Source organism: Murimonas intestini, assembly GCF_024622195.1.
GTDB lineage: Bacteria > Bacillota > Clostridia > Lachnospirales > Lachnospiraceae > Murimonas > Murimonas intestini.
The window spans coordinates 72,532-88,118 of sequence record NZ_JANKBI010000010.1 but is presented as its reverse complement, the minus strand read 5'-3'; the positions used below and the strand labels follow the sequence as shown (position 1 = coordinate 88,118).

The 15,587-nt window shown below is 45.0% G+C and carries 12 protein-coding genes; 9 read left to right on the top strand and 3 right to left on the bottom strand.

Annotated features, from left to right (window positions below; all coding sequences use genetic code 11):
• Positions 1–7: 7 nt before the first annotated feature.
• Positions 8–640 carry a bifunctional 4-hydroxy-2-oxoglutarate aldolase/2-dehydro-3-deoxy-phosphogluconate aldolase gene (locus NSB28_RS14730; RefSeq protein WP_257497850.1) on the bottom strand — a complete coding sequence of 211 codons (633 nt, stop codon included), beginning with the start codon at positions 638–640 and terminating at the stop codon, positions 8–10.
• Positions 641–1,064: 424 nt separating this feature from the next.
• Here NSB28_RS14730 and NSB28_RS14725 point away from each other — a divergent pair, with 424 nt between their 5' ends.
• From NSB28_RS14725 to dgoD, 5 genes are read left to right on the top strand one after another with little or no spacing between them, the layout of a single operon-like run.
• Positions 1,065–2,402: an ABC transporter substrate-binding protein gene (locus NSB28_RS14725; protein WP_109747236.1), complete on the top strand. Its 1,338-nt coding sequence runs from the start codon at positions 1,065–1,067 to the stop codon at positions 2,400–2,402.
• A 59-nt stretch (positions 2,403–2,461) separates the two neighbouring features.
• On the top strand, positions 2,462–3,340 hold the full coding sequence (locus NSB28_RS14720; protein ID WP_243134691.1) for a carbohydrate ABC transporter permease: 879 nt from the start codon (positions 2,462–2,464) through the stop codon (positions 3,338–3,340).
• Between the two features lie 6 nt (positions 3,341–3,346).
• On the top strand, positions 3,347–4,183 hold the full coding sequence (locus tag NSB28_RS14715) for a carbohydrate ABC transporter permease (protein WP_109747237.1): 837 nt from the start codon (positions 3,347–3,349) through the stop codon (positions 4,181–4,183).
• Between the two features lie 20 nt (positions 4,184–4,203).
• On the top strand, positions 4,204–5,493 hold the full coding sequence (locus tag NSB28_RS14710) for an alpha-L-fucosidase (RefSeq protein WP_109747238.1): 1,290 nt from the start codon (positions 4,204–4,206) through the stop codon (positions 5,491–5,493).
• A 13-nt stretch (positions 5,494–5,506) separates the two neighbouring features.
• Entirely contained in the window at positions 5,507–6,655 is a 1,149-nt protein-coding gene (dgoD, locus tag NSB28_RS14705) for a galactonate dehydratase (protein WP_109747239.1), read from the top strand.
• Positions 6,656–6,715: 60 nt separating this feature from the next.
• On the opposite strand, the gene NSB28_RS14700 is transcribed toward dgoD, so the two are convergent.
• Both NSB28_RS14700 and NSB28_RS14695 read right to left on the bottom strand, forming a co-directional pair.
• On the bottom strand, positions 6,716–9,643 hold the full coding sequence (locus NSB28_RS14700) for an EAL domain-containing protein (protein ID WP_109747240.1): 2,928 nt from the start codon (positions 9,641–9,643) through the stop codon (positions 6,716–6,718).
• 144 nt (positions 9,644–9,787) lie between these two features.
• A complete protein-coding gene (locus NSB28_RS14695) occupies positions 9,788–10,366 on the bottom strand; it encodes a TetR/AcrR family transcriptional regulator (RefSeq protein WP_109747241.1) in 579 nt (192 codons plus the stop codon).
• Positions 10,367–10,520: 154 nt separating this feature from the next.
• On the opposite strand from NSB28_RS14695, the gene NSB28_RS14690 reads away from it, so the two are divergent.
• From NSB28_RS14690 to NSB28_RS14675, 4 genes are all read left to right on the top strand, one after another.
• Positions 10,521–11,432: an ABC transporter ATP-binding protein gene (locus NSB28_RS14690; protein WP_109747242.1), complete on the top strand. Its 912-nt coding sequence runs from the start codon at positions 10,521–10,523 to the stop codon at positions 11,430–11,432.
• Positions 11,429–12,346 carry an ABC transporter ATP-binding protein gene (locus NSB28_RS14685; RefSeq protein ID WP_257497852.1) on the top strand — a complete coding sequence of 306 codons (918 nt, stop codon included), beginning with the start codon at positions 11,429–11,431 and terminating at the stop codon, positions 12,344–12,346. Before NSB28_RS14690 ends, NSB28_RS14685 begins: the two co-directional genes overlap by 4 nt.
• Positions 12,333–13,526 (top strand): ABC transporter permease subunit, encoded by a 1,194-nt coding sequence (locus tag NSB28_RS14680; RefSeq protein ID WP_109747244.1) that lies wholly within the window; start codon positions 12,333–12,335, stop codon positions 13,524–13,526. The genes NSB28_RS14685 and NSB28_RS14680 overlap by 14 nt, the downstream gene beginning before the upstream one ends.
• A gap of 187 nt (positions 13,527–13,713) precedes the next feature.
• On the top strand, positions 13,714–15,489 hold the full coding sequence (locus NSB28_RS14675; RefSeq protein WP_109747245.1) for an oleate hydratase: 1,776 nt from the start codon (positions 13,714–13,716) through the stop codon (positions 15,487–15,489).
• The last annotated feature ends 98 nt before the right edge of the window (positions 15,490–15,587 follow it).

Genomic DNA, 15,587 nt, shown 5'->3' with positions numbered 1-15,587 from the left:
ATTTTCTTCACTCCGCTTCATGGACATAAATACGTGCCGCTTCTTCGATACTCTGATAATCGCCTTTTTGTATGAGTGATCTTGGTACTATCTCTGAGCCGATCCCGACACAGTAAGCCCCGGCCTGCAGAAAACTCTTAATATTTGTCAGATTGACGCCTCCTACAGCCGCCAGCGGGATATGCGGCAGAGGACCCTTTAATGCCTTGATATAGGAGGGATCTACACTGCTGACAGGGAAGAGCTTTACTATATCGGCCCCAGCGCTGTAGGCAAGGACGATCTCAGTGGGGGAGAGCGCCCCTGGTATAGAGACCAGATCATACTTTTTAGTCAGTTCTATGACTTCTGGGTCAGTATTGGGCGAGATTATATATTCCGCTCCGGCCTGGTAAGCGTCATGTACCTGCTGAGGTGTCAGAACAGTGCCCGCTCCCACGTGGAGGCCGGGATATGTCCGGCGGATAGTTTCGATGGAATGAAGTGTATTTTCAGAAGGGCCGGCAGCATCGAAGGTTACCTCGACAAAGCGGATACCGGCATTTTCCAGGCAGCCAGCCGCTTTTACTGCCTCCTCACATGTAAGCTTTCTTAATATAGCGATAATTTTATGTGTTCCGATCAGTGATAATAAATCCATAATACTCCTTTCGCAGGATGGAGCCTGCATGGTTGTTTAGTGGTGTGCTGCAGAGCAGCGGTGACTTTAGATTGCTGCTGTAGTTATTGATTTGCGGTACTTAATAAAGAAACTAGTTCGTATATAAGAATAATAAGATCATACACGAAAAGCGTCAATGTGAATAATGCACAAAAATAAACGTGAAATATTGGATATAAAAATTAAAATATATAATAAAATGTGATTGACAAGAGACGAAAGCTTTTTTATAATAAAGTCAATGGTTCTTAATAAAGAATATAGTTCGCATATAAGAATAAAGGAGGCGGTGAGAGATCTACCAGAATAAAAGCTGAATTGAAGTATTTAGTAGGAAAGGCAACAGCAACGAAAACAAAAACTATGTAATGGGAAAAATCAGAAGAACGGCAGGAGGAAGAATATGAAGAAAAGAAATGCGATCATAGCATCAATGATGGTTTTAAGCCTGGGTGCAGGGCTGTGCATCCCCGGGGCTGCGGTACAGGCAGGAGATGAATATGACATTGACGCAATGGAGGTGTCTGATGTCACAGTGAAGCTTTATCACCGCATGAACGCAGATGGGGGAGATCCTGAAAGTGAGTACTTTATAAAAAAGGTAGATGAGTGGAACCAGCAGAAAAATGGCATTACCATTGAAACTGTTTTTATATCTACGGAAAATGATTATCTGGACAGGCTCGCCACGGATATTGCTTCAGGTGACGCTCCTGATATCTTCATGCAGTATGGGGGAACAAACTGCCTTGATTATGTGGAGTCAGATATAGTTCTGAATCTGAAGCCGTATCTGGAAAATGACCAGGAGTGGTACGACGGATTTGTAAAAGCAAACTGGGCGCCTGTAGACTTTGAAAAGTATGGGTATGAAGGTATCTACGGCGCACCCTGGTCAGCTTATGAGATCCTTCTCTATTATAATGAAGATTATTTAAAGGACTGCGGCCTTGAGGTGCCAAAGAGCTGGGATGACCTGGTGAAGTGCTGTGAAGTCCTGACTGAAAAGGGTTATCAGCCATTTATGGTTGGAGAGGGTGACAATTATAAATATGCCCACAATTTAAGCGTGATGGCGGCAAAAGCCTATGGAGCGGAGTTCCAGGACAAACTGGCTGCCAGAGAGTATACATATGAAAGCCCTGAGATCACCAGCCTGATACAAAAACTGAAGGACATGCAGGATAAAGGCTATTTTGGTGAAAATGTGCTGAGCGTGAATGCAAATGCTGAGCGTTCTTACTTCGGGGCAGGGGACTGTGCATTTATGATCGACCTTTCCAGAGGAGGTGCAGTTCTGGCTGACTCTAAATGTTTCAAAGATGGTACTATCCATGCGGCCAAATTCCCGTATCTGGATGAACAGTACGCTGATGTAAGCATGGGAGGCGCTTCCCAGAGTTACTTTGTATGTACCATGAATAAATCTGATGACCAGATTAAAGCGTCTCTGAAGGTTTTAAAGTGGCTGACCTCATCAGATTTTGTTAACGGACTTGTAGAAAAGTATGCAAATACTTATTCCGTTATACCTTCTGAAGGGATCATCGATAATTATCTTTTTGAAGAGTGCAACGGGTTAATGGGAGAGACAGCTGTTTATGTAGGAGAGCTGGCTCAGGCGAGCACGAATACAGCAGAACTGACTATTGTCCGCAATGCCCTGCAGATGCTGGCCAGCGGTTCCACTCCTGAGGAGATAGGCAAGGAGATCATGGATAACCTGGCAAATTATGAATAGGACTGATATCAGGGCAGCACAGAAGTGTGCTGCCCTGGAGGTGAGAAGGGGGAATCAATGTGAAGCGTAAAAAAGACTACTGGGTTGCGGCTGCCTTTTTGCTTCCTGCAGTTTTTCTTATGGCAGTTTTTGTCATGTATCCGATCATCGATAATGTGATCCTGTCCTTCCATTCATGGAAGGGGATATTCGGAACTAAAAAGAATTTTATCGGCATAGAAAATTATGCAAAGATTTTGACAGATAAATCATTTGGCAGGTCGCTTTTAAATTCAGGTATCTTTCTTGTGGTGGGTTTCCTGATACAGATGCCCCTCTCCTTTGGGCTGGCGCTGCTGGTGACGTCTAAGCTACGCGGGACAAAGGTTTTTAAAACAGTCTATTATCTGCCTGTTATCCTGGGGACGACTACGGTCGCCGTCATGTGGAAAAATCTGATGAATCCCAATTACGGAGCATTTATGGAGATTTTTAAGGGGATTGGGCTGGATTCTCTCAATTTCGACTGGCTGAATACGCCGGGACTGAATGTATGGATCGTGGCTCTTGTAAACTGCTGGAAATCCTCGGCCTACAATATGCTGATCTTCTGTGCCGGACTTGTCACCATACCTGCTGCCCTGAATGAGGCGGCTGTGATAGACGGCTGCAGCACATGGCAGAGGATCAGATATATCACCCTTCCGCTCAGCAAGAATTCCTTTAAAGTATATTCTATCCTGTGTATTACAGGGTGCATCAAAACCTTCGACCTGATCTGGGCCATGACAGGCGGAGGCCCGAATGCATCAAGCTCCACGCCGGCCATCCTTCTCTATCTGAATGCGTATTCCTTTAAGCTGATGGGACGGAGTGCGGCCATCGCGGTGATACTGCTGATACTGGGCGTGATTTTAAGTATCGGGTGCAACAAAATATTCAGGCAGGAAGAGTATTAGGGGGTGATGAAAGTGAAAAAAGTCAGCAGAAAAAATGTAATCCTTTATTGTATCGCGGTTTTATGGCTTCTTGTTACCTTCATGCCCATGCTGTATGCATTGATTTCATCCTTTAAGACAAATGAGGAGATGTATCAGAGCGCCCTTCAGCTGCCTGGACAGTGGAGGTTTGAAAACTATGCAGTTGCCGATGGACTGGGGCATTCTCTGCGTTCCATCGGAAACTCTCTTTTTGTGGCAAGTGCAACGACTGTCCTGGAAGTTATAGTGGCAATGATGGCGTCCTATGCGATCTCCAGAAAACGCCATATATTTTATGCCAGACATGCATATATGCTGTTTGTCATAGGTGTTATGGTACCTATTCATTCGACTTTAATACCTATCTCTTCTATGGCAGCAAATTGGGGGATGAAGAATAATTTCTTCTATCTCATCATGGTGTATACATGTTTCAATCTTGCCCAGGGGATTTTTCTGTTTACAGGGTATCTGAACTCAGTTGACAGGGAAGTGGATGAGGCTGCGATCATTGACGGCTGCGGGGATGTAAAGCTGCTGAGCCGGGTCCTGCTGCCCATCTGCAAGCCTATTATTGCAACAGAAGCAATCTTTTCTTTTATCTATGCTTATGGAGAGCTTGTATTTTCATTGACCCTGATCTCTGACCCGGCGAAATACACAGTGCCCAGGGCGCTGCTTTCTTTCTGGGGAGAGTTCGAGGCGCAGATAGGTCCGCAGTACGCCTTTATCGTACTGTCATCAATACCCACGATACTGATCTATATCCTGTTCCACAACCAGGTCCAGAGCGGTGTCATGTCAGGCGCGGTAAAAGGCTGATCAGGAAAGGAAAACACAGTATGTCAGATAATTGGTTTTTAGAAGCAAAATATGGAATGTTCATCCATTTCGGACTCTACTCCCTGATGGGCGGTGTATATAAAGGAGAAGCGATTCCCTATGGTGCAGAGTGGATCATGAAAAATGCGCAGATCCCCCTGGATGAATACAGGCAGCTTATGGAAAGATTTGATCCCGGAGAATTTAACGCTGCAGATACAGTAGCACTTGCAAGAAAGAGCGGAATGAAGTATCTTGTATTTACAGCAAAGCATCATGACGGATTTTCCATGTACGATACCCGGGTGTCAGATTATAATATCATGAATACTCCCTTTGGGCGGGATATCGTTAAGGAACTGATGGAGGAGTGTGAGAGGCAGGGCATCGTTTTCTGCCTTTACTATTCACAGATGCAGGACTGGGAAGACGAGAACGGCTGGGGGAATGAGTGGGATTTCAGAAAAAATGAAGAAAAGGATTTTAGAAAATATTTCAATGAGAAGGTAAAGCCACAGGTAAGGGAGCTGCTCACAAATTATGGGAAGATAGGTATCATCTGGTTTGATACGCCGTATGTCATGCCAATAGAGCTGTGCAGGGAGCTGCGGGACTGGGTGAAAAAATGGCAGCCGGAGTGCCTCATTAACGGGCGGATCGGCTACGGTCTTGGGGATTACAGACAGATGTCGGACAACCAGATGCCGGTGCTTACATATCATGGGCCATGGGAAACACCTGTCACTTTGAATGATACATGGGGATATTCCAGTGAGGATGAAGACTGGAAATCTCCGGAAGAAGTTTTGGAGAGGCTTTTAGATGCAGCGGGAAAAGGAGGAAACCTGCTTTTGAATGTGGGGCCTGACGGGGAAGGCAGGATTCCGCCCGGAAGCTGTGAGGTGCTGCGTAGAGTGGGAGAGTGGCTGGAAAAAAATGGTGAGAGCATTTACGGTACACTTCCCATGCCGGACACCACATATCAGATCCGCTGGGGCAAGCTGACAGCGGGGCCGGGAAGGCTGTACCTGCATGTGCTGGAATATCCCAGGTTTCCCTATGAGATTTTGACCGTGGGGCTGGAGACAGCAGTAAAAAGAGTATTCCTGCTGGAGAACGGCCGGGAGCTGACTTTTTACCAGTCATATGAGCCTGCCAGGGATGAGTACAGGTTCAGGGTGCTGCTTCCAGAGGAGAGGAGTGAAGATCTGGCAGTCACAGTATGTGCTGAGCTGGAAGGAGAGCTGAAGTTTCAGAAGCTGTGTCAAAAATGCAACTTAAAAATAGAGCCGGTAAAGCCGGCAGAATGACGAGGAGAATAAGGTGAAGATCACAAATATAGAACTGTTTAAGATACCGCCAAGATGGCTGTTCCTGAAAATGGAAACTGATGAAGGGATCACAGGATGGGGAGAGCCTGTCATTGAAGGAAGGGCAGATACTGTCAGGACGGCAGTTGAAGAATTTGCCGGGTATCTGATTGGAAAAGATCCGGCAAGGATAGAGGATCACTGGCAGTATATGTACCGCAGCGGTTTCTACAGGGGAGGCCCAGAAGTGATGAGCGCCACCGCAGGGATCGACCAGGCTCTGTGGGATATTAAAGGAAAATATTTTAATGCGCCCATCTATGATCTGCTGGGCGGGGCATGCCGTGATAAGATCAGGGTGTACCGCTGGATCGGTGGGGACCGTCCGGCTGATGTGGCAGGGGAAGCCAGGCTTGCAGTGGAGCAGGGCTACTCAGCCATAAAGATGAATGCCACAGAGGAAATGCATTATATTGATTCCTATACAAAAATAGATGCCGTCTGTGAACGTGTGGCTGCCATTCGTGAAGCTGTTGGGAAAAAGCTGGACATTGCAGTGGATTTCCACGGGCGTGTGCACAAAACAATGGCCAAGGTCCTGGCAAGGGAGCTGGACCAGTTCAGGCTGATGTTTATCGAAGAGCCTGTCCTGCCTCAGAATAACGAGGCGCTCAGGGAGATCGCCAGGTATACTCCTGTACCTATCGCAACAGGAGAGCGGATGTTCTCAAGATGGGAATTTAAAAATCTGCTCCAGGAGGGCTATGTGGATATTATTCAGCCTGATCTTTCCCATGCAGGTGGGATCACAGAGTGTAAAAAGATAGCCTCCATGGCAGAAGCATATGATGTGGCAGTGGCTCCCCACTGTCCTCTGGGGCCAATTGCTCTGGGAGCGTGCCTGGCACTTGATTCCTGCACGCCAAATGTATTTATACAGGAGCAGAGCCTTGGCATCCATTATAATAAAAATGCTGACCTGATGGATTATCTGAAGGACAGATCAATTTATAAGTATAAAGAGGGATTTATCGACCTGATGGCAGGACCGGGACTGGGTATCGATATTGACGAGGATTCTGTGAGGAAAGCAGCGGCAGACTGCCCCACATGGAAGAATCCTGTATGGAGAAATTTTGACGGGACAATTGCAGAATGGTAATATTGAGGGCCGCTCTTATGAGCGGCCCTCAGTCTGCATGTAAACCAGTTGTTATTACAATTATTTATTTTTTTGTGCACCCTGCAGCAGAGCTTCAAATTCTTCCACAGGCAGAGGCCTGGAATAATAGAAGCCCTGTGCCAGATTGCAGGAGTAGCTCTTCAGCAGGTCTACCTGGCTTTTTGTCTCCACCCCCTCAGCCAGCACAGGAATATGTATTTTATTGCCCATGGCGATGACCATCTCCAGGATATGTTTTGCGCGCCCGCAGGGATCCCCGGCGCTGAGAAAACGCATATCCAGCTTTATCTCATCTATGGGAGCCTCCTTGAGCATGTTCAGGGATGAATAGCCGCTGCCAAAGTCGTCCATAAGTATGTGGAAGCCGCTGTCTCTGAGCTGCTGGAGGCGCTCATGGATGATATTATTGTCGGAGGCATATGCCGTCTCTGTGATCTCAATTTCCAGAAGGGCAGGCGGAAGGCTGTATTTTTCTGCGATACTGCATAAGTTTTTACAGAGGTTAGGGTTATAAAAGCCTGTCCGGGAAAGGTTGACTGATACAGGTATTAGCTGTCTGCCCTCTGACCGCCATCTGTCCAGGATCCGGCACGTCTCTTCAAACATATAAGTATCCAGCTGGGCAATGAAGCCATTGTGCTCGAATATGGGGATGAATTCTCCGGGACTTATGATTCCCCGCTCAGGATGGACCCAGCGCACAAGTGCTTCCGCTCCGATGATCTCACCTGTAGCCATGTTGTACTTGGGCTGAAGATATACATGGAACTGTCTTTTTGAAAGGGCCTCATCCATTTCATTTAAGACGATCTGTTCATGGATCAGGGCCTTGCGGTTGGAATCATCATAGACAGCGATATTTCCTGTGTGTGATTCCTTCAGGCTGTCAGCCGCCAGATGGGCACGGTCGCACATAATATTTATGTTTATTTCATTATCAACGATCTGATAGACTCCGCATGTGATGCTGACCGGAATATCCAGCGGATATTTTTTGAGTGCGCTGCTCAGAAGCTCCATGATCTCTTCAGGATATTTTTCATTGCCGGAAACAAATGCAACAAAATGGTCTGCTTCAAAACGGGAGCAGATGCCCTTATGTGTGCCGCACCAGTCTTTGATCAGGGCGGCCAGATAGCAGAGAAGCTTGTCACCGGAGTGGATGCCGAACATATCATTGATAATCTTAAAATGTTCAATATTAAAGTAAAAAATCTGGAACTTGTCATCAGGAGATGCTTCAATAAGCCGTACAGCCTTTTCATAGAAAGGCTTCCTGTTCATCAGCCCTGTCAGTTCATCAGTTTCTGCCATAAGCCTGTAAGCCTCCTGTTCCTTCAGACGGAGCAGCATCCTGGTATGCTGCCGGCTGTAAATCAGGAACAGCACTACCATCAGAGAGGTACACAGCAGTACAGTCAGCAGCTGGAACCGGTACCTGTAAAGCACATCTGATAAAGTCTCTTCGTAAGGCTGGGCAGTTGTGTGCTTTAATATGATCTGGTTGACAGAGGATGAATTCATGCTGCTGATGGTTTTATTCAGGATGGACATCAGAGTCCTGTCAGCGCCGGATGAAGCCATAATACAGCATCCTTCATCAAGTGACTGAAGGAATACCAGGCTCAGTTCTTTATATTTATCCATCTGCATATAGTAATTAGCTACGAGATTGTTCTGGATCGTAGCGTCTGCTTCCCCCAGGATGACAGACTCAAAGCATTCTTCAATCGTATTTTTGTAGATAAGATGATGCTTCAGCAGTGCCTCAGACAAAAGACTCTGTACATGGGCGTATGTGGCAGGCAGCACTATAGTCAGTTCATCCATATCATATACATTAGTGCCCTGACGTGTGACAAGGAGGGCCTTCTGCGAGGTTAATTTATCAGTCAGCTGTATATACGGATTTTCAATCATTTCCTGGGAGTAGAGCGCCCCGGCGACCATATCCGCTTCTTTATCCAGAATGAGCTGGTCAGGGATCCCGCCCTCAGGAACAGATATGAGCTGCAGCTTTAGTCCGCTGAGGGCTGCCACCTCCCTCACCAGGTCAGGGTAGATCCCGGCAGGTTCCCCTGTATCCTCATCTGCGTAGCTTAAGGGGTAGTATCCATCAATGCAGGCTACTGTAAGCGGAGCCATATTCTGTATGTATTCTGCTTCATCTCTTGTAAGAGGCGGCTTTCCGTCAGGCTCGTCAGAGCGGTAGTATTCCTGGTAGAGCTCATCCTCCAGAAAAGGTGCCTCAGAATGGATGCTGTCAAGCGCCTCATTCAGCTGCCCCATGATCTCACTGTTTTCTTTTGAGGTTATGATATAAAAGGGGGCTGGTCCGAACTTGTCCACCATTTTCAGACCATCATGCCTGGACAGGCTCCCGAATACAGCCATATCAGCTTTACCGCTGAGGACTGCAGCTTCAGCGTCAGCGTCTGTGGGATAATAGACAGGCTGATAGCTGAATCCCTTTTCGCGGGCATGTTCAGCAAACTGGTCATTCTGATAAATACCAGTCAGCATGGCGACTCTGGCGCCATCCATATTTTCATAATCCTGATAATATATATTATCATTATCCTTCCTGGTGCAGACAACAGAGTATTCTGTTCCGATGGGGGAAGCGCTGTATTCAAATTTCAGAGAGCGGTCGTCAGTCCACTGGGCAGAACAGATCAAATCTATCTCACCTTTTTCCAGTGCATCCAGACTGTTCAGCCAGGTATCAGGCACATACTCATATTTCCATCCGGTATACTGGGCGATCTTATTCAGGTATGCCACACCATATCCTTCATAGTAACCATTGTAGTCCTGTTCAATAAAAGCATTGTAGCCTGTGTAGGCAACCTGGATCGGACGAATAGCTTCAACGGGGGAAGCGCAGTACACTGTGATGGGCGGAAATAATATAAAAAACACTGCCAGAATCAAGACCGGCAGTCTGTGTGATTTTCCAAAACGCATGGAAAAGCCCCCTGTCGTATATATATTTAAATATTTTTTTGCTGCAATAACATAATAACATATATAGGGTGCTTTTTCACTAGTATAACGCAAAGTAAATACCTTTATGGTTCGGTGAGGATGAGCTTCTTGTTGAACAGGACATCATATCACATAGTCCTGCCCGATAAACCCAAACAGCCCTGTGGCAATTAAACCCTGTGTAATTTTGACGACTTCTTCAAAACTTAATTTCTTTCCATTTTCATACCAATAAAGCCTTAATCCGGTCAGAGCAGAATAGCAATATGCTATTATGTAGTTTTTATAGCAGTCTTTCTCACCAAAATCAAAGTGGTTTGTGATTTCATTAATAAATTTGTTTTTAAAACGGTAAGAAAATGAGGGGTCTCCATGTTCGCTGAGGAGATAAAAAAGCTTATCATCAAATTCCAGTAAAATAGAGGCACATTCCTGGGAGAATGTCTGTAAATTAAAAGGAAGTCCTCTGTCAAATATATCAGTCATCCTATTTGACAGATCATCCATAAGCCCATCTTCAATCTGCTCTAACAGGTCCGGTATATCTTTAAAATATTCATAAAATGTCCCTCTGTTGTAACCTGCTTCTTTTGTGATCAGACTCACTGTGATTTTATTTAATCCATTCTTTTTCAATGCCTGCCAGAAAGAATCTATAAAGCGCTGGCGGGTTTTTTCAGTTACTTCCGGGTGTTTTCTCATTTACATTTCTCCTCATATTATCCGACAGTTTTAATATAACTGGTGGTTGATAAGTCAGTTTCACAGAACTATAATCATGATACAACGTGTTGGGTTACTTTTTCAATAAAAAGTTTACTTTCACGTTATTAAAGTCAAGCTAGGAGTGAAAAGAATGGTAAATATTGAAGTTGCTCATTTGACAAAAGACTATGGACATGGCCGTGGTGTATTCGATGTATCTGCGCATGTGGAAGAAGGAGAGTGTTTTGGATTTCTTGGGCCAAACGGTGCAGGTAAGAGTACAACGATCAGACATCTGATGGGATTTTCCAAGCCTCAGAACGGAAAAACAGTCATTAATGGGAAGGACTGCTGGGAGTATTCGGCAGAGCTTCAGCATGAAGTCGGATATCTGCCCGGAGAAATTGCCCTGCCTGCCGGAATGACAGGCACGCAGTTTTTGGAAATGCAGAAGAAAATGAGAGGTGTCACAGATGCCACGTATTTAGAAAAACTGCTGAAAAAGTTTGAACTGGATCCGAATATCGGGCTAAGGCAGATGAGTTTGGGAACAAAACGTAAATTGGCAGTTGTCACTGCATTTCTGCATGATCCAAAGATACTGATCCTGGATGAACCAACCTCTGGGCTTGATCCTATTATGCAGGAGATCTTCATTGAATATATTCTTGAAGAAAAGAAAAGAGGAAAAACTATATTTTTATCCTCACATATTTTTCATGAGGTAGATGCTTCATGCGACAGGATCGCCATTATCAGGGACGGGAAAATTGTTTCGGAATTTGATCCGGAGGTGTTAAAAAAAGAAAGTGACAAGATATACAGAGTTACATTTCAGGAGAAAAAACAGTGGCAGGATTTTACCTCCCACAATTATCATTTTACTTCCATAAATGAAAGAAAGCTGCGTGCCAGGATCCAGCTGAAAAAGAGTGAGATCACACCTTTCCTGGCAGATATTTCTAAATATCATGTCAGGGATTTTACAGAGTTTCCATTTTCCCTGGAAGATTATTTTATGCAGTTTTATCATGAGGACAAATTATTTGAGGGGGTGAAATGATGAATGATGTGGTAATAGAGACAAAAGGGCTGACAAAAGACTACGGTAAAGGCCGTGGGATCTTTGATTTAGATATTTCGGTTCACAGAGGAGAAGTATTTGGTTTTATCGGAACAAACGGTTCAGGCAAGACCACAACGATCCGAAATATGATGGGATTTATCCGTCCTGACAGGGGAAATTCTGTCATAAACGGCCTTGACTCATGGACCAGGTCTGCAGATATTATGAAAAATGTCAGCTATGTCCCGGGAGAAATCGCTTTTCCGGCGCTGAAAACAGGTACAGAATTTTTGAAATCCCAGGCCAGGTATCTTGGTGTTACGGATTTTAAATATATGAATCATATTATCGGACTGCTTCAGCTGGACCCTACGGCAAATTTAAAAAGGATGAGTAAGGGTATGAAGCAGAAGACAGCCATTGTTGCTGCATTAATGGGAGAGAAAGAGATCCTCGTATTAGATGAGCCCACCACCGGGCTTGACCCGTTGATGCGTGAGGCATTTTTGGAACTGATACGTGAGGAAAAGCAGAAAGGACATACTATATTTATGTCGAGTCACATTTTTGAGGAAATAGAAGCTGTATGTGACAGAGTTGCCATGATAAAAAATGGTCATATCATCAATACATCCTCACTGTATGATCTGCGCCATCCGACAACAAAGAACTTTATAATAGAATTTGAGCATATCCGGCAGCAGCGGCAGTTTGCGGAAAATGCCAGTTTCTCAATTGACGTCACGAAGGAAAATACATGCCGGGTCCAATGCTCTGTGGAACAACTGGACGATTTATTCAATGTACTTAAAAACTACTCTATTTCGAATTTACAGGAAATCCATCTTTCACTGCAGCAGCAGTTTATGAGAGCATATAAGGAGGAAATGACTCAAAATGGAAACAAATAAAAAAACAGCCAGATTTTTTTCAAAGCCTTTGATGGGGCAGACTATCAAAGCTAACTGGACATTATGCCTTGCAATCTTGTTCATCATGATACTCCTGGGAAATGTAATGAATTATGCCATGAGTATGATGGCGACAGAAAAATCTGATGCCGATGTGACAGAGTATCAGGAAAGCTTCTATACTTATCTGGGAGCGCTGGCTACCTATAACACAATGGCACAGCAGGACTTATCCTATGATGATTTTTCAGGCGGGGAAAACAAAGAGGCCTATGAGACAGCCTTTGGAATGCTGAATGCACAGGCAGGTATGGACCTCAGCACAGAAGGTTTTCAGGAAGCAATTGACGGATTGGCCCAGTCTGATATCAGCCTTAATAAATATGTGAAACAATTTGAATATGTATATGCTTTGAATCAGTCAGAGGGCGTATTTGATAAAGAAGAGCTTACCATTTCGGAAATGCTTACAAATACGCTGGATATGATGGGAGTTTCATCAGATATGGTTGAGAAGATGAGCGAAATGAATCCTGCATCAATGATGAATCAAATGTACTATACAGCCATGGGCCTTCTGCCTATTTTTATTCTTATTGTTATACTGTCTAATTCTCTGATCGCAAGTCAGGTTGACCGCGGCTCCATGGCGTATGTACTGTCTACACCCACAAAGCGTTCGGCAGTAGCCATCACACAGATGGTATTTATGCTTATTGTGCCGTTTTTGATGATTGCCGTTGTGTGTGCCACCAGGATAGGAACTACTTTTATGTTTTACGACGAAGTAAACGTGCCGGGAATACTTGCCCTGTTCGGCGGAATGTATATTCTTGTCGAAGCAGTATGCGCACTGTGCTATATGGGAAGCTGCCTGTTCTCGCAGAGCAAAAAATCCATGGCTTTTGGCGGCGGGCTTGCAGTCTGGTTTTTCCTTGCATCCATGATCGGCATGTTTGGATCAGAGAATATGGTCAATACGGGGATGGGTGTGGAAGAACTGCAGATATTTAACAAACTGACACTGGTGGGACTGTATGATGTAGATTCCCTGGCAACAGTTGGAACCGGCAGTGTGGACACCGCCTTTGTATGGAAGCTTTTAGTTTTAGTTGCTGTAGCCATTGTCTGCTATACAATTGGTGCGGTCAGGTTTTCAAAAAAGGATCTGCCGCTGTAAAATAATGGTTCACTAGACAAAGAGCCTCCAGTGTATAAAATTTTTACAATTCACCTGCCATGCCGAAACTTCAGGCATGGCAGGTTTGGTGTCTATGGCAGATGTACCCCTTCAGTTATATAATGAAGACAGTCAAAAAGAAATCAAATATTTCACATAGCAAAGAGAACTGAAAGGGGAATTCTATATGTATTATTCAAAAGGAAATTATGAAGCATTTGCACGTCCGGAAAAACCAAAGGATGTGGACAGAAAATCAGCGTATCTTGTGGGCAGCGGTCTGGCTTCCCTGGCAGCAGCCTGCTTTCTTGTACGTGACGGACAGATGAAGGGGGAGCACATCCATATCCTGGAGCAGCTGAAGGTACCGGGAGGCTCCTGTGACGGTATCGACGATCCCACAAGAGGATATGTAATGAGGGGCGGCAGAGAGATGGAAGACCATTTTGAATGCCTTTGGGATCTGTTCCGCTCAATTCCATCCATTGAGACAGAAGGAGTCAGTGTACTTGATGAGTATTACTGGCTGAATAAGCATGACCCAAACTCATCCCTCTGCCGCGCCACACTTAACAGGGGACAGGATGCCCATACTGACAATAAATTTGAATTATCTGATAAAGCAGCTATGGAGATCATGACTCTCTTCTTCACACCGGATGAGCAGCTGTATGATAAGACGATCGATGACGTGTTTGATGAAGAGTTCTATAAATCAAATTTCTGGCTTTACTGGCAGACGATGTTTGCTTTTGAGACATGGCACTCAGCATTGGAGATGAAGCTGTATATACAGAGGTTTGTTCACCACATTGGAGGTCTGCCGGATTTCTCGGCGCTGAAGTTTACAAAATACAATCAGTATGAGTCTCTGATCCTTCCTATGGTCAGATATCTGGAAGGCCACGGCGTCAGATTTGAATATGACACAAAAGTGACGAATGTGCAGTTTGAGAATGATAATGGCAAAAAAATTGCAAAGCAGATAATTTATGTGAGGGACGGCAGGGAAGACAGTATTGACCTGATCGAGGATGATCTTGTATTTGTGACAAACGGATGCTGTACAGACAGCTCTGCCTACGGTGACCAGAACCATGCGCCTGAATTGAAAGTAAAGGATGGTGAGGGGGACTGCTGGGAATTGTGGCGCAATATAGCAGCACAGGACCCGTCTTTTGGGCATCCTGAGAAATTCTGTTCCGACATTGGAAAGAGTAATTGGGAATCCGCGACTATCACTACTCTTGACAACAGGATTCCTCCGTATATTGAGAAGATCTGCAGGAGAGATCCATTCTCCGGCAACGTGGTTACAGGAGGAATTGTCACTGTAAAGGATTCAGGATGGTATATGAGCTGGACCTTAAACCGCCAGCAGCAGTTTAAAGCACAGCCCAAGGACCAGCTCTGTGTCTGGGTCTATGGATTGTATACAGACAGGCCGGGAGATTATATCAAGAAGCCTATGAAGGAGTGTACAGGTAAAGAGATCACAGAGGAATGGCTGTATCATATCGGAGTGCCGGAGGAAGAGATAGAAGAGCTGGCAGAGAAATCTGCAGTCTGTGTACCTGTAATGATGCCTTATATCACTGCTTTCTTCATGCCCAGAAGGAAAGGGGACCGTCCTGATGTAGTGCCGGAGGGCTGTGTGAACTTTGCATTCCTGGGACAGTTTGCAGAGACGCCGAGAGATACTATCTTTACTACAGAGTATTCAGTGAGGACAGCTATGGAAGCAGTATACACACTGCTGGATATTGACAGAGGAGTTCCGGAAGTCTGGGGAAGCGCTTACGATGTGCGGTGTCTGCTGGATGCCACATCTAAGATGATGGATGGAAAGAAGATCACAGATATCAAGCTGCCTTTTATTGCGGAGCTGGTGGAGAAGAAGGCGATCAAGAGGGCTTCAGGAACTATAATAGGAGAGCTTCTGCAGAGGTATCACCTGATTTAAAGAATCTATGTCACAGGGAACGGCAGCGTACATTTGAAAAAATGTACGCTGCTTTTAGTGTTTATTATGGAAATAAATTCCAATCGAAATGCCTGTTG